This window comes from Aliidiomarina haloalkalitolerans, assembly GCF_003987315.1.
Taxonomy (GTDB): domain Bacteria; phylum Pseudomonadota; class Gammaproteobacteria; order Enterobacterales; family Alteromonadaceae; genus Aliidiomarina; species Aliidiomarina haloalkalitolerans.
Genome location: NZ_PIPI01000001.1, coordinates 922,982 through 938,453, shown reverse-complemented (window position 1 = coordinate 938,453; position 15,472 = coordinate 922,982). Strand labels below are relative to the sequence as shown.

At 47.5% G+C, this 15,472-nt stretch carries 16 protein-coding genes and 1 rRNA gene; 14 read left to right on the top strand and 3 right to left on the bottom strand.

Features of this window, described 5'->3' with window-relative positions; genetic code table 11:
* The first annotated feature begins 4 nt into the window (after positions 1-4).
* From rrf to CWE06_RS04255, 13 genes are all read left to right on the top strand, one after another.
* A 5S ribosomal RNA gene (rrf, locus tag CWE06_RS04315) occupies positions 5-120 on the top strand.
* A gap of 186 nt (positions 121-306) precedes the next feature.
* On the top strand, positions 307-882 hold the full coding sequence (locus CWE06_RS04310) for an alpha-ketoglutarate-dependent dioxygenase AlkB family protein (RefSeq protein ID WP_126791460.1): 576 nt from the start codon (positions 307-309) through the stop codon (positions 880-882).
* A gap of 126 nt (positions 883-1,008) precedes the next feature.
* Entirely contained in the window at positions 1,009-1,332 is a 324-nt protein-coding gene (locus CWE06_RS04305; RefSeq protein WP_420808519.1) for a BolA family protein, read from the top strand.
* A 116-nt stretch (positions 1,333-1,448) separates the two neighbouring features.
* Positions 1,449-2,627 (top strand): enoyl-ACP reductase FabV, encoded by a 1,179-nt coding sequence (gene fabV / locus CWE06_RS04300; protein ID WP_126791458.1) that lies wholly within the window; start codon positions 1,449-1,451, stop codon positions 2,625-2,627.
* Between the two features lie 254 nt (positions 2,628-2,881).
* On the top strand, positions 2,882-4,222 hold the full coding sequence (locus tag CWE06_RS04295) for a Na(+)-translocating NADH-quinone reductase subunit A (RefSeq protein WP_126791457.1): 1,341 nt from the start codon (positions 2,882-2,884) through the stop codon (positions 4,220-4,222).
* Between the two features lie 2 nt (positions 4,223-4,224).
* Complete coding sequence (locus CWE06_RS04290) at positions 4,225-5,430, top strand: NADH:ubiquinone reductase (Na(+)-transporting) subunit B (RefSeq protein ID WP_126791455.1); 1,206 nt, start codon at positions 4,225-4,227, stop codon at positions 5,428-5,430.
* Positions 5,431-5,440: 10 nt separating this feature from the next.
* Entirely contained in the window at positions 5,441-6,181 is a 741-nt protein-coding gene (locus CWE06_RS04285) for a Na(+)-translocating NADH-quinone reductase subunit C (RefSeq protein ID WP_157981133.1), read from the top strand.
* A complete protein-coding gene (locus CWE06_RS04280; protein WP_126791451.1) occupies positions 6,181-6,813 on the top strand; it encodes an NADH:ubiquinone reductase (Na(+)-transporting) subunit D in 633 nt (210 codons plus the stop codon). Before CWE06_RS04285 ends, CWE06_RS04280 begins: the two co-directional genes overlap by 1 nt.
* A 5-nt stretch (positions 6,814-6,818) precedes the next feature.
* Positions 6,819-7,427 (top strand): NADH:ubiquinone reductase (Na(+)-transporting) subunit E, encoded by a 609-nt coding sequence (gene nqrE / locus CWE06_RS04275; RefSeq protein WP_126791449.1) that lies wholly within the window; start codon positions 6,819-6,821, stop codon positions 7,425-7,427.
* A gap of 42 nt (positions 7,428-7,469) precedes the next feature.
* Positions 7,470-8,696, top strand: coding sequence for an NADH:ubiquinone reductase (Na(+)-transporting) subunit F (gene nqrF / locus CWE06_RS04270; RefSeq protein ID WP_126791447.1), 1,227 nt, complete (start codon positions 7,470-7,472; stop codon positions 8,694-8,696).
* Positions 8,697-8,795: 99 nt separating this feature from the next.
* Entirely contained in the window at positions 8,796-9,593 is a 798-nt protein-coding gene (locus CWE06_RS04265; RefSeq protein WP_157981132.1) for an FAD:protein FMN transferase, read from the top strand.
* An 11-nt stretch (positions 9,594-9,604) separates the two neighbouring features.
* Positions 9,605-9,838, top strand: coding sequence for a (Na+)-NQR maturation NqrM (nqrM, locus tag CWE06_RS04260; protein ID WP_126791443.1), 234 nt, complete (start codon positions 9,605-9,607; stop codon positions 9,836-9,838).
* A 125-nt stretch (positions 9,839-9,963) separates the two neighbouring features.
* Positions 9,964-11,781, top strand: coding sequence for an aminotransferase class V-fold PLP-dependent enzyme (locus CWE06_RS04255; protein ID WP_157981131.1), 1,818 nt, complete (start codon positions 9,964-9,966; stop codon positions 11,779-11,781).
* Here CWE06_RS04255 and CWE06_RS04250 read toward each other — a convergent pair.
* The gene (locus tag CWE06_RS04250; protein ID WP_126791439.1) at positions 11,754-12,782 is read right to left on the bottom strand and encodes a WD40/YVTN/BNR-like repeat-containing protein; all 1,029 of its coding nucleotides are present in this window, start codon (positions 12,780-12,782) and stop codon (positions 11,754-11,756) included. The genes CWE06_RS04255 and CWE06_RS04250 overlap by 28 nt on opposite strands.
* Positions 12,783-12,990: 208 nt before the next feature.
* Between CWE06_RS04250 and CWE06_RS04245 the strand changes: the two genes are divergently transcribed.
* Positions 12,991-13,827, top strand: a complete 837-nt coding sequence (locus tag CWE06_RS04245; protein WP_275065566.1) for a CpcT/CpeT family chromophore lyase — start codon at positions 12,991-12,993, stop codon at positions 13,825-13,827.
* Between the two features lie 16 nt (positions 13,828-13,843).
* Here CWE06_RS04245 and CWE06_RS04240 read toward each other — a convergent pair whose 3' ends face one another.
* Entirely contained in the window at positions 13,844-14,644 is an 801-nt protein-coding gene (locus tag CWE06_RS04240) for a S1/P1 nuclease (protein WP_126791435.1), read from the bottom strand.
* Positions 14,628-15,380 carry a YciK family oxidoreductase gene (locus CWE06_RS04235; protein ID WP_126791433.1) on the bottom strand — a complete coding sequence of 251 codons (753 nt, stop codon included), beginning with the start codon at positions 15,378-15,380 and terminating at the stop codon, positions 14,628-14,630. Before CWE06_RS04235 ends, CWE06_RS04240 begins: the two co-directional genes overlap by 17 nt.
* Positions 15,381-15,472: the final 92 nt, after the last annotated feature.

Genomic DNA, 15,472 nt, shown 5'->3' with positions numbered 1-15,472 from the left:
TTCGTCTGGCGGCCATAGCGACGTGGAACCACCTGAATCCATTCCGAACTCAGAAGTGAAACATGTCAGCGCCGATGGTAGTGTGGGGCCTCCCCATGTGAGAGTAGGACACCGCCAGGCACCTAATACGGAAAAGCCCTTCGCTATCATGCGAAGGGCTTTTTTCGTTTGAGCTCACCGTGTGGCCTACTCTCGAGTAAAACGCCCAGTTTTTGTTTTGTATTTTTCCTCGCTAATATCCGCGATCGTCTTTGCGCTTCATTACGTTTAAACTAATGATACTTAAATCGGTTTAGGTGAGTCAGGATGCAAATCGACATTCCCGATGGCCAGCTGTTCTATTATGAAAGTTGGCTCGAGTACGAAAAAGCATGGTCTATTTTTGCTGCCCTCCAACACGAGATTGACTGGGAAGAGGGGCAAGTGTTCATCTTTGGCCGCTGGCATTCAATCCCAAGACTCCAAGCTTGGTATGGTGAACCAGGTCTCGCTTACACTTATTCTGGTAAACAACTCTTAGCAAAGCCCTGGACACCTGCTTTGCACAGCATAAAACGCAAACTCGAGACATGCGGCTACGATTTTAATTCTGTTCTTCTGAACCTTTATCGTGATGGTAGCGATAAGATGGGGTGGCATCGCGATAATGAAAGAGAGCTTGGTCATCAGCCGGTTATTGCGAGTATCAGTCTTGGCGCCGAACGTGAATTTCAGCTACGCCATAAAGGCAGCGACCAAAGAGTAAGTCTTCACTTAACCCATGGTAGCCTATTAATCATGGCTGGCGAGACGCAAGCAAACTGGTATCATCAGCTACCCCAACGCAAACGTTGTAAAGCCCCCCGAATCAACTTAACGTTTCGTAGCATAATAACCCCTTGATGATGGCCAGTAAGTTACGACAAATCATCGCTTGGCAAAGCGTTGCGAAATGTTTTCGGCTATACTTTTATCCATAGTTTTAATCGCACAATTAACATCGGAAATATCGGTGTCAGGAGTATCGCTATGTCGTCTATGTATAGCCGCATTGAAGAAAAATTAAAGGCTGCTTTTTCTCCGGAGTTTCTGGACGTGATCGACGAAAGTCACCAACACGGCGGCGGCACGCTACACGAAACACATTTTAAAGTCGTTATTGTCACACGTAACTTCGACGGTTTGCGACTTCTTCAACGTCACCGCGCAGTTAATGAAACCTTAAAGGACGAGCTGCGCTCCACAGTTCACGCTCTTGCATTGCATACTTATACGCCAGAAGAATGGCATAAAAAATCCGGCACAGCACCGATTTCGCCTGCGTGCCGCGGCGGCAGCAAGCTAGATGCCTAATTTATAATAAAGTTAGTGGTATTGTTCAGAACTAGCACATCTGATGTGTGTTCGTTACATCATGGGTTAGAATGTCGAAGACAAAGACTTTGTGATAACAACAGGAATAAAAAAGCATGGTAATTAAACCGAGAATTCGTGGATTTATCTGTACCAACGCTCATCCAGTTGGCTGTGCAGAAAATGTACGTCAACAGATTAACTATGTAAAAGCGCAACCACCAATTAATATCGGACCAAAACGTGTTCTAGTAATTGGTTGTTCTACTGGTTATGGCTTGGCATCACGAATTGTTTCAGCTTTTGGCAGTGGCGCACAAACGCTTGGTGTTTGTTTCGAGAAGGAGCCGAGTGAGAAAAAGACCGGCACTGCGGGCTGGTATAATACGGCTGCATTTCATCAAGCCGCGGCTGAAGAGAATTTATATCACTACACAATTAATGGTGATGCATTCTCGGACGAAATTAAAGCGGAAACGATTGCCAAGATTAAAGAAGACCTCGGTCAGGTTGATCTTGTTGTTTATAGCTTGGCGTCTCCAAAGCGCAGAGACCCAGAGACGGGTGAACTTTTTAGCTCAACATTGAAGCCTGTAGGTCAGCCTTACACCACGAAGACTTACGATACCGATAAAGATTTGGTGCATGATATTTCTTTAGAGCCAGCCAATGACGATGAGATCGCACAGACTGTTAAAGTTATGGGCGGCGAAGATTGGGAACGGTGGATTGCGCAATTAGACGCGGCAGGCGTTCTAGCTAAAGGCTGTCAAACCACGGCATACACCTACATTGGTAAGAAACTAACTTGGCCAATTTATGGACATGCGACCATTGGTAAAGCAAAAGAGGACCTAGACCGAGCTGCACATGAATTGCGGGTTAAGTATAAACATCTTAACTTAAAAGCATGGGTTTCTTCATTGAAAGCTCTGGTCACCCAAGCTAGTTCAGCAATACCGGTCATGCCGCTGTATATTTCGTTGATTTATCGTGTGATGAAAGAAGAAGAAACACACGAGGGTTGTATTGAACAAATTTATCGTTTGTTCACGGAAGGCCTCTATGTTGAAGCACCACAGATCGACGAGTCGAACCGTTTACGTATGGACGGTTGGGAAACGAACGACAAGACACAGGCAAAAATTGAAGCGCTGTGGAATCAAGTAACCCAAGACAATTTTCATGAGTTGGCAGATTACGAAGGTTACCATTCTGACTTTTTGCGTCTGTTTGGTTTTGGGATCGAAGGCGTTGATTACGACGCTGATGTTGATCCACAAGTGAACTGGTGATTTTGCTTTAACGCACTAGACTTTGGTAGTAAACCGTAAGAGGTAGGCCAATTAAATTTCTAGATTGCGTTGGCCAGTTTTCTTAAAACCATGTAGAATACTGCGCTGGAAGTTACAGGGTAACCATGCAAAGTAACTAACAAGCTCCGTACCTCGGAAACGAGGGTCTGCGGGGCTTGTGTTTATGGTAGTATTCTGTCGCGACAAACGAATTGAGCTTTCAATCTTCCCTAAATTGAGTAGTGCAAACGCGTATGATTACGATAAAGAAAGGTTTGGATGTTCCTATCGCAGGGGCTCCCCAACAAACTATTGAAGATGGCCCAGCCATCACTACCGTTGCTACGCTAGGTGAAGAGTATGTGGGTATGCGCCCGACCATGCATGTCCAGGTCGAAGACCGGGTCAAAAAAGGTCAGGTTCTTTTTCTAGATAAAAAGAACCCGGGTGTTAAATTCACTGCTCCAGCCGCTGGTGTAGTTAAAGAAATCAACCGTGGTGCGAAGCGGGTTTTGCAGTCTGTTGTGATCGAAATCGATGGCGACGACCAAGAAACTTTTGCGAAGTACGATGAAGGCAAGTTGTTGCAACTGAGCCGCGAGAATGTACAGCAAAATCTCGTCGACTCTGGCTTGTGGACAGCCCTGCGTACACGCCCATACTCGAAGTCTCCAGCGCTCGACTCTGAGCCAAAAGCAATTTTCGTCAATGCGATGGATACCAATCCATTAGCAGGCGATCCGCTGCTCGTTATCAACGAATATGCGAAAGACTTCAGTAACGGCTTGAAAGTACTTAGCCGATTAACCACTGGAAAGCTGTATGTCTGTAGTGCACCCGATGCAAAAATCGACTTCGATTCTGCACCGGTAACTCACGAGACATTTAGCGGCGTGCATCCTGCTGGTAACGTTGGCACTCATATTCACTTCCTTGAAGGTGTGAGTATGAGCTACGTAGTATGGCATGTAAGCTATCAAGACGTCATTGCTATCGGTAAATTATTCACCACCGGTGAGCTATTTACTGATCGCGTAGTTGCGGTAGCTGGCCCTGGCGTTAAGAATCCGCGTTTGCTGCGTACTCGTTTAGGTGCAAACCTAAATGAACTGACTGCAGGTGAACTGGCTGAAGGTAAACAGCGTATCGTTTCTGGCTCTGTCCTTAATGGTCATAACGCAAACGGTCCACACGCTTATCTAGGTCGTTTCCATAATCAAGTCTCAGTACTTGAAGAAGGTGACGAGAAGTATTTCCTTGGCTGGATTTGGCCAGGTAAAGAAATGCACTCGATCACCCGTACGTTTACTGGACATTTGCGTCCGAAGAAACTCTTCAATATGAACGCATCAACTAACGGTTCGAATCGTGCCATGGTTCCAATTGGAAACTATGAGCGCGTTATGCCTTTAGACATTGTCCCAACTCTGTTGTTACGTGATTTATGTGCCGGCGATATCGAAAGCGCGCAAGCTCTAGGCTGCCTAGAGTTGGATGAAGAAGATTTAGCATTGTGCACCTACGTGTGCCCAGGCAAATACGACTTCGGTCCATTGCTGCGTAAATGCCTCACCACGATTGAGAAAGAGGGCTAACGATGAGCTTAAAACAATTTATTGAGCGTCTTGAGCCTCAGTTCGAGCCAGGCGGTAAGCATGAGAAGTGGTATGCACTGTATGAAGCAGTTGCGACGATTCTCTATACCCCAGGTACGACGAACAAAGGTACAACTCACGTTCGCGATAATATCGACCTGAAGCGGATCATGATTCTAGTCTGGATGATGACCTTCCCAGCGATGTTCTACGGTATGTACAACGTTGGTTTTCAGGCGTCACTTGCGGTAGCGCAAGGCTATCAACTTGCTGATGTTTGGCAAGTTGGCTTGTTCCAAATGTTTGGTGGTGAATTCAGTGCTGACGCAGGCTGGGGCACCATGATGTGGTACGGTGCGTGTTTCTTCCTACCTATCTATGCGGTGACATTCGCTGTTGGTGGTTTCTGGGAAGTGCTGTTTGCATCAATTCGTAAGCATGAAGTTAACGAAGGCTTCTTCGTTTCATCTGTGCTGTTCGCATTGACCTTACCAGCGACCATTCCACTGTGGCAAGTTGCTCTAGGTATCACATTCGGTATTGTTATCGGTAAAGAAATTTTCGGTGGCACTGGCCGTAACTTCTTGAACCCAGCGTTAACTGGTCGTGCGTTCCTGTACTTCTCGTTCCCAGCAGCCATTTCTGGTGATCAAGTTTGGACTGCAGTAGACGGTTACTCAGGTGCAACGAAGTTAACCGAAGCCTTTAATGGCGCGTTAGACTACTCAGACATGAGTGCATGGATGGACGCGTTTATCGGTCGTATTCCAGGCTCAGTCGGTGAGGTGTCAACACTCGCAATCCTTATCGGTGGTTTAGCCCTGATTTACTTCCGTATTGCGTCATGGCGCATTGTCGGTGGTGTTCTCATTGGTATGGTCGTGTTCTCTTCATTACTGAACCTGATTGGTAGTGACACTAACCACATGTTTGCTATGCCTTGGTACTGGCACCTTGTCATCGGCGGCTTAGCATTCGGTATGATGTTTATGGCTACTGACCCAGTGTCAGCGTCATTCACGAACCAAGGTAAGTGGGCATACGGTATTTTGATTGGCTTTATGACCGTGATGATTCGGGTTATTAACCCAGCCTTCCCAGAAGGGATCATGTTAGCAATTCTATTTGCCAACGTGTTTGCACCGTTGTTTGACCACTTTGTAGTACAGGCCAACGTGAAGCGGAGGGCATTACGTCATGGCAAGTAAGAACGATACAATGGCGAAAACGTTTACCGTCGTCATCTTACTCTGTTTAGTTTGCTCGATTATCGTTGCAGGCTCGGCGGTAGGACTAAAAGAACGCCAAGAAGCAAACGCTGCACTTGCGAAGCAAGCGAATATTCTTGCAACTGCGGGCATTGACTTTGCCGGTCGTGGCGCAGAAGCAGTATTCTCTGAGCGTGTCGGTGTGATGACATTCAATCGTGAAACCGGTGAAATCACTCAATACGATTCGATGATCGCAATGGAAGCAGCTTTAGCTGACATTCGTGCTCAGTCTGTAGCAAGTTCAGACGATGTGGCCGGTGTTCGGACTATCCGTCCTGAGCTGCCTGTTTTTGCAATTCGCGACGAAAGTGGCGATGTGCAAAGCTACGTTCTTGATGTGCGCGGCGCTGGTCTTTGGGGCATGATGTATGCGTTCTTAGCGATTGAAGCGGATGGTCAAACCATTCGTGGATTGAACTTCTATGAGCATGCTGAAACTCCAGGTCTCGGTGGCGAGATTCAGAACCCTCGCTGGGCTGGTCGTTTTGAAGGGAAGAAAGCAGTAACTGACGGTGGCGATGTTGCAATTCGCGTTACCAAAGGTGCTAACCCAGAGCAAAACGAAGTTGACGCCTTGTCGGGTGCCACAATCACCAGCAATGGTGTCGACCGGACATTCCAGTTCTGGCTTAGTGGTAACGCGTATGGCTCATTCCTAACTAAGCTGCGTGAAGAGGGGGCTATCTAATGGCGAGCACTAAAGAAATGAAATCAGTGCTGTTTGGGCCAATTTTTGCCAATAACCCAATTGCACTGCAAATTCTCGGCGTATGTTCTGCTCTTGCAGTAACGTCGAAGCTAGAGAACACCTTGGTTATGTGTATTGCATTGACCTTTGTATTGGTGTTGTCGAACGTGTCTATTTCGATTATTCGTAATCACATTCCTTCGAGTGTGCGGATTATCGTACAAATGACTATTATCGCGAGTTTGGTAATTGTTGTAGACCAACTTTTGAAAGCCTTTGCGTACGATATCGCACAAGAACTTTCAGTATTCGTTGGTTTGATTATTACTAACTGTATCGTTATGGGTCGTGCGGAAGCATTCGCAATGAAAGAAAAGCCGGGAATGGCTTTACTTGACGGCCTTGGTAATGGTCTCGGTTACTCAGTGGTTCTTTTAACTGTTGCTTTCTTCCGTGAACTGTTTGGTTCAGGTAGCTTGTTCGGTTATCAGATTCTGCCATTGATCACTGAAGGTGGCTGGTACACACCAGTCGGCTTGTTGGTGTTACCACCAAGTGCATTCTTCATTATCGGCGGCTTTATTTGGGTACTTCGTACTTTCCGTCCAGAACAAGTTGAAGCGAAGGAGTAAGGTAAATGGAACACTATATCAGCATGTTCGTCCGTGCGGTGTTCATTGAGAACCTTGCACTATCATTCTTCTTGGGAATGTGTACATTCCTTGCAGTATCGAAAAAAGTTACAACTGCGATGGGTCTTGGTGTTGCTGTTATTGTGGTACTTGGTATTTCAGTACCAGTCAGTAATATCGTTAACACCTATGTTCTGTCACCAGGGTCATTGTCATGGGCCGGTTTCCCAGACGCTGATTTGAGCTTCCTCCGCTTCTTGACCTTTATCGGTATTATTGCGGCGTTGGTTCAGATTCTTGAGATGACTCTCGATAAATACTTACCTGCGTTATACAACGCGCTCGGAATTTTCCTACCGTTAATCACAGTAAACTGTGCAATTTTCGGTGGCGTACTATTCATGGTTGAGCGTGACTATGACTTCGCAGAAAGTATTGTCTACGGTATCGGAAGTGGTGTGGGCTGGGCGCTCGCCATCGTTCTCCTTGCCGCAGTACGTGAGAAGCTGAAATATGCGGATATCCCTGATGGCCTGCGCGGTCTGGGTATCACCTTTATCAGCACTGGTTTGATTGGTTTAGGCTTTATGTCGTTCTCCGGCGTATCCCTATAACCCGCGGTGTAATGAAGTAGCAGGAATATAAGGAACAAGTCGATGCAAGAAATATATCTTGGCGTAGGCATGTTCACCATTATCGTACTGGCTTTGGTTGTAGTGATTATGTTCGCTAAATCAAAGTTGGTACCTTCAGGTGATGTGCAGATCGTCATTAACGATGACCCAGAGAAGACAATTACAACGCAACCAGGCACCAAGCTTCTCGGTGCTTTAGCCAACGCGGGTATCTTCGTATCTTCAGCGTGTGGCGGCGGTGGCTCGTGTGGCCAGTGTATCGTTCACATCAAAGAAGGTGGCGGTGAAATCTTACCAACTGAGCGTGATCATATTTCACGCGGTGAAGCTCGTGAAGGTGCGCGTCTCTCGTGTCAGGTTAACGTCAAACAGAACATGAAAATTGAGCTTGAAGAAGAAATCTTCGGGATCAAAAAGTGGGATTGTACTGTTCGTTCGAATGACAACGTTGCAACCTTTATTAAAGAGTTAGTGCTAGAGATTCCAGATGGCGAATCAGTGCCGTTCCGTGCGGGTGGTTATATCCAAATCGAAGCGCCTGCTCACCATGTGAAGTTTAAAGACTTCGAAATCGAAGAACAGTACCGTGGTGACTGGGAACGTTTCGGCTTCTTTAATCTTGAGTCGAAAGTTGACGAAGAAGTTATTCGTGCTTACTCAATGGCAAACTATCCAGAAGAGTTCGGCATCATCATGTTGAACGTGCGGATTGCTACACCTCCGCCGAGCGACATGACGTTACCACCAGGTAAAATGTCGTCGTATATCTTCAATTTGAAGAAAGGCGACAAAGCCACTATCTCTGGTCCGTTTGGTGAGTTCTTTGCGAAAGACACTGACGCGGAAATGGTCTTCATTGGCGGTGGTGCAGGTATGGCGCCAATGCGTTCACATATCTTCGACCAGCTCCGTCGTTTGAAAACGAAACGGAAGATGTCGTTCTGGTACGGTGCACGTTCGAAGCGTGAGATGTTCTATGTTGAAGACTTCGACATGCTTGCGGAAGAAAACGACAATTTCGAATGGCACGTAGCATTGTCCGACCCCATGCCGGAAGACAACTGGGAAGGCTATACTGGATTCATTCATAACGTTCTCCTTGAGAACTACCTGAAGAATCATCCAGCGCCAGAAGACTGTGAGTTCTACATGTGTGGACCACCCGTCATGAATGCTGCCGTTATCAACATGCTGAAAGACCTAGGTGTTGAAGACGAAAACATCATGTTGGACGACTTCGGTGGCTAACATCGAACCATGAACAAAATGAAGTTCGTGAATTGGTACCAAAAAAAATGGCTGGCCCTTCTAGGGCTGGCCTTTTTTGTCTCTTGTACAGACAGTTCAATGACTGAAAGAGCAGTGACTGGAAAACTTGACGGTGTTGAATATCAAGTCAGTTGGCGCGCAACCAAACACAATTTGAATGAATATCAAATGGACACGCGCATTACTGCAATTATAAGTCATATTGTCACGCAGTTTAGTGTCGACAATATGGACTCAGAAGTGTCTCGGTTAAATCGGTGGCCGGTCAATGAGTCCTTTGTGTTGACGAGAGAGCTAGAAGAGCTTTTTCAGCACGGGCTTGTTGCGCACGAAATTTCTGACGGGAGAGTGCAAGTATTCAGCCCTGAGGCGGATGATTTAAATCGCCTGTTTGCGCTCGATAATCACGTCGTGGTGAAGCACGATGAAGAATTTGAAGTCAATTTGTCAGCGCTACTCGATGGTTACATTGCTGATCGAATCAGCGAACTTTTTCGCTTGTTACAAGTAACCGACTATCAAATAGAAGTGAATGGTGCGACCCGATTGCGTGTGTCTGGCCGCCAACAACAGCGGCATCAATTTCCAGTTGAGGTCAACGACCAAGCCGTTCTTGTTTCCATGCCGTACAACCAAGACAAGGCTTTTGGGTTAGCCAGTTATGCCCAGACGCCTGACAATAGCACTCAAGTTGTTTTAATTTTTCACGAAACGGCCTCTGTCGCCCATGCGGTTAGCACAACCTTAGTCATCGAAGAAGCACCGGAAATTATCAAATTCGTTGAGCAAGATGCTATAGCGACATTGGTAATATTCAATGAAAAAGGTGAAGAAAAGCGTTATACTAGCGGCCTATTTCGCCGGTTCTTGTCATAGAGGTAACGACAGTGCAAACGATTATTTTAGCCTTTGTTTTAATGCTCATTGTCATCTTAGGTATGGCGATTGGCTTTTTGTTGCAACGTAAGACCATTAGCGGCAGTTGCGGCGGAATCGGTGCACTCGGTATGGAAAAAGCCTGTGATTGCGATGACCCCTGTGACGACCGAAAAGCAAAAATGGCTGCTGAAGAAGCGCGCAAAGAAAAAGAGCAGGCTTGGTTAAAAGATCGGATTCACTAAAGTGAACGAGTAACGATTATTCAAATTCGAGAAAAGGTGCATGTCGGTGATGCGCCTTTTTTTTATGTCTCGCTAACGATATAATCATTTGAAATAATATATAACAAGTTATTATGGAGCTGTTTGTGCCTGCTACGTTTTGTGTTCCGGAGATTTTTTTAGACGCTAACGCAACGACTCCGGTACTCCCGGAAATTAGTCAGCTCATGGAAGATGTTTGTTGTGCGCAATTTGGCAATCCGAGTAGTCCACATTTAGCTGCACTGACTCCAAAGCAAATTCTCGACACCACACGTGCATCAGCGCTTGCGCTATTCAATCATCCTCCTGGCCAAATCATCTTTAACAGTGGCGCCACTGAAGGGATCAATACTGCGGTTTTCTCAGTGCTGCAAGCGCACCTCGGACAGGATTGTACCGGCAAATTTCTACTTTACGGTGCAACTGAACATAAAGCGGTGCCAGAGGCACTGAAGTATTGGAATACTGTCCTGCAGCTTGGTGCCCAATTGATTGCAATACCGGTGGACTCACGCGGTCAACTTGACCTTCAATTTTTGGGCGAGCATGTGGCTGACGCACTGATTGTTTGCACCATGGGCGCGAATAACGAAACAGGTGTTGTGGCCGATTTACCTGCGCTAAACCAGTGTATTCGAAAAGCATCGCTTCGAGTTCCATGGTTGATGGACTGTGTACAAGTACTTGGTAAAGTCCCGCTCGATTTAACAGCCATAGACGTCGATTATGCAACCTTTAGCGCTCATAAACTCTATGGCCCTAAGGGGGTCGGTTGCCTTTACGTGCATGAGCAAGCAACTTATTCACCGCTGACTGTTGGCGGCGGTCAGGAACAAGGCGCTCGCGGTGGTACTGAGAATGTAGCAGGTATCGCAGCATTGGGTCGGATATTCCAGTGGTTGTTGAGCAGCAGCAGTGACCTAGGCAAGGGACCTTTTGCGTCGATGACGAAGCTGCAGAACTATCGAGAGCAGCTTCTCAACGCTTTGCGTGTGCTTTTCCCGAACTTGGCTTTAAATCAGCCTTATCCCGACTCATTGCCAACAACGCTTAATTTTTCTGTGCCGGATTTTTCCTCGGCCCAGTTGATTTCCATGTTCGATGCCGCAGGTATTCGGGTTAGTGCAGGGTCCGCTTGCAGCACGGGTAAGCCGAAAAGCTTCGTTTTAGATGCTATGGGATTGCCGGCGTGGCAATCAGAAGGAGCGATTAGGTTGTCATTTGGTCCAGCGACCTCGGCCGCCTACATTGACTCTGCTGCGACTCGGATTCGAGAGCTTGCAAAGCGCGTTAACGCTATAGACCCAACGCTAAGAGGACTGCTCGTACCGCAGCCAACTGCGTCAAACTTTACCGTTTACGCGGTTAAGGATGCTGAGCGGGCACAGTTATATGTTTTTGGTCATCAAGACGACCATGCGGATTGGCTAGCGGGCAACTTTCCCACCGCGGTGTGGAACTATATCGACACACACGAACTGACTATTGATGACTGGCATCTGTCACGGAGCCCGGATCAGGCTATGTCGATAACGAATCGACGTACCGGACGCAGTGTTGAACTTGGCATCAATGGTGTCAGTTTCACAGAAACGGAGAAGCAGTCGGTTGACGTGATTGCACTGATGGATATTCAGGCTGACGTCGACTGTCTTGTCGACGTCAGGGAGCCACTTGAGACAGCGGCGCAGCCAATTATTGCACCATTCCATCATAGCTGCACTGCCTCGCGTGCAGAATGGATTAGATTCCTACTGAGCTTGCCTGAGCGAACAGAAGGACGCTATGTGACTATCTGTCGTTCGGGCGGACGTAGTTCGGTTATTGCTGCTTTGGCAGCAAAACTCGGTGCGCCCAAACAGTACTCGGCTGAATTAGGGGTAACACACCTGCTTCAAAAAGTGATCTGTTCTAAAGCATGATTTAATGAGATTGCCCAACAGCCGGTTGTGGTGCATGACAAGTTAATAATTCCACTTGCATGCAAGGTCACCCAGTTTTCACCTTGGTCTGTGGTGGTAAGTACACCTTCACTATTACCAATAATAATTCGGTCCTGCCATGCGAAAAGTTGCGTGATTGGTTGGGTTATTGTGCTGCCTGTGGCGCCATTCTCGTCTCGGCTTGGCAGAGTAATTGGGCTGAACTCACCGGCTTGGTAACGGAATAGCTCAGCACTTGGGTTGTCGCCTGCACGACCGCCAGCGACTAAAATATGCCCTGGGCCGAGAGGGTAAACAGCCTCAACACCTGCATTGGTTCCTGCACTTAATGGCGTGTTAGCTACTTGAAAGCGCAATGCAGTGCGGGTCTTGTAGATTAAGCGTGCGGTCTCTGCATTCCGAGTTCCCATCGCCCACATGTTATTCGCGTAGCGCACACATTGGCCCGATTGGGCACCTTCTTCGGCAAATAACGCGCGTTCGGCAAAGCCACTGCGAGAACTTAACCAATGGTTGCCGTTGCTACTGCGCACAACATGCCAGTTATCTAGTAACGTGTCGCCAAGTACCCAAGCCTCGCCATCAGGAATAAGGTCAAAACAGCGGAGGGTCTCATCGCCATTACCGCGGTAAAGGCGACGCCAACTAAAACCACCATTGCGAGTGACATACAAACGGCTGCGCTCGCCTCGACCGGTGCTTAGTGTAAATGCGTGACGCTCATCAAACGCAATAATCTGGCTTAAGTTGAGATCGGAAGTCCGTCCACCCGGGTGGGAGTTGCGCCAAGTCTCTCCTGCATCGGCAGTCACCGCGATACGCCCATCGTCGCTACCTAACCAAATGGTGGACTCATCAACCTTAAAAATAGTTCGCCACGGAGCTTCGGGTAACTCTTCAGCAGCCGCGACATGGGTTAGTAAAGGTAGTGCAATAGCAACACTACTAACGAGTAAAACCTGAACCATTTTGTTTTTCATAGGTCACAGAATCTCTTTTTAATGCGTGAATCAGCTTATGATATAGTGCCAAGAATCTCGCTATTACACAAACAAAGCCGCCATTCGGTGGCGAGAAAGGAAGTAAATTTTGTCTTTATTGACCATTTCTGTTGCTAGTTTATTTTTCGTTTCAGCTTCGACTTCGGATCACTCGGCCGATCAAACTATTGAGCGGCTCGCGACCTGGATGCAAGGTGATTTTTCCAACATGCGTTTTATCATTGAGCATGGTGGTAGCGGCCAGCCGCCCATCTTACTTAAACATCGAGTTGTCCGTGAAGAGCAGGGTAGGCCAGCGATTGTGGTGCAACAATCATGGTTGAGTCAGCCACAACAGGGTTATCGTTTTCAGTTACTCCGTTTTCAGCAAAATCGTGACGGTAGTATCCAGCAAATGATTTATCCGCTGACTGCGCAAACCTATGCTGGGGTATTGGAGTCATCTTCTTTCTCGGAGGCCTCATTAGAAAATCTTGTGGCTTTAGAGGGCTGTGAAGTGCGCTGGACAGCAAGTGAGACTGAGTTCTTAGGTGAGCGTCGCGGAGAATACTGTTCTTTTATTGATGAGTATGGTGAAGAAGTTCATTGGCAGACGAGGTTAACTTTGAATCCATATCAATATGCAGTCGACGATGTTGCAGTTACCAGCCAAGGTGAACAAATTATTGGTCAAGTTGACGGTGTACCTGTGGTGAATGAACGTATCCGCTTTTTCACGGCTGATATTCAGTTTTTACCAGCGGGAGCTAATGCGAGTGATGATGAAGCCTGGATTTCTGCATCGACAAGACAACCGCTAAACGATCATGAGCAGCGTGTCGCTCTGATGGATGCTGACGGCTCACAGTTTTTTGGGCATGAAATACAAGTGCTTGGTAACGTGTACGATCCAGAAGAATTGCGGATAAGAATATACCGTTCTGGGGAAGAAACGCCTTTAACTGAATTGCATATGGCGTATTCGGAAGGGAACTGGCAGGCGAACAGTGAACGAGTCCGCCTGCGCTTGCAGGTTAGAGACTAACCCGCAGTACGTCGATTTAATCTGCCGCGATGGCGTTGATAATCATCGCCATGCGCTGAGCTGAAAGAACTAATTGCTGTTCAATGACTGGCCGAGCTTGCTCAAAGTAGCTTTCGCCAATTGCTTCACCTGGTTCGAGTTCGGCATAGGCAAATTCGCGAGCGAGTGCAAATGAGTGATTGGCCCAGTCAACAACGGACGCTTCCCAGTCGGCTTGAATGCCGATCGCGGGTAGTGGGTTCGCTGCGGCTTGTTCAGCTGGGCTAAGCAGTTTGTCCATGCCTCGAATCATGACAGTATCCCACAAACGATGCAGGTTTTGCTCGGTTCCAAAGAAAGTAATGCGGATATCGTTACCACCGCGGTCGCGTGCATAGCCCATGTGTAATGGCTGGTGCATGTCGGTAATCCAATGCGTGAACGTCCGCAATGCTTCTGCTTGAGCCTGTTTGCTTTGGTTTGCATCGGCCATAACTGCGAGGTCATCAAGCAGGGCACCGACAACACAGCGCCGATTTGGACAATCGCGTTGCATGTCAAACTCATCGGATTCTGGGTCAATGTTAGCGAAGTGCAAGGGACCAAGTGCGAAACCTTCTTCAGAGCCTCGTACTCGGTCGGCCCAGGTTGTTACCTTACTTAGCGAAGGCTCATTGACGAGCGCGAGGCGTTCCTCAACCCAGACTTTTCCTTCTGGCGTTAAATATTCCCAAGCCAAGGCGCCAATGTATTCGTGCCCTTGAAAGCCCCACGTAAATGCACGCATTGGTAACACGAGCAAGGCCGCAATAATCAATCCACTAATGACTTTGCGCATCGAACGATCCTCCGGTAATCGCCTTACTATCGTCGCTCATTAAGTACAAATACAACGGCATCAGGTCTGCAGGCGTCTTCAACTTGTCTGAATTTTCAGCTGGGTAAGCTTTGGCACGCATTTTTGTGCGTGTTGCGCCGGGGTTAATCACATTCACCCGAAGAGTCGAGTTCTCATATTCGTCAGCTAATACTTGCGCCATCCCTTCGGTGGCAAACTTGCTAATTGCATACGCACCCCAATGAGCTCGACCTTTGCGACCAACGCCAGAGGAGGTGAACACGACTGACGCGGCTGGCGCTGCAAGCAGTGCAGGCAATAATGCCTTGGTCATCATCATTTGCGCGGTCACATTGACGTGCATCACGTCTTGGAAGCTGGCGCTATCGATATGCGCAAACGGTGATAAAACACCAAGAATGGATGCATTGTGTAGGAGACCATCCAAACGACCGAACTGATCCATGATTGTTGCAGCCATGTCGCGGTAGTGACTTTCTGTCGCACCCTTCATGTCGAGCGGAATAATTGCCGGTTGAGGAGCACCGAGTTGTTCAATTTCATCGTAAACCGCTTCTAATTTTGCCGTTGTCCGACCTAGTAGAATAACGGTTGCGCCGTGTTTAGCGTAAGTTAAAGCGGCTTCACGACCAATGCCGTCGCCAGCCCCAGTAACAAGGATAACTTTACCAGCAAGCGCATCTGCTGGTGCTTGATAGGATTGATATTGCTGCATAATTTCAACTTTAGGTTTAAACTTGTAACGATATTGTACCTTTTTTTGCGAATTAACTCAGTAAATGTGCGCACGAGTTACGAAAAATCTTT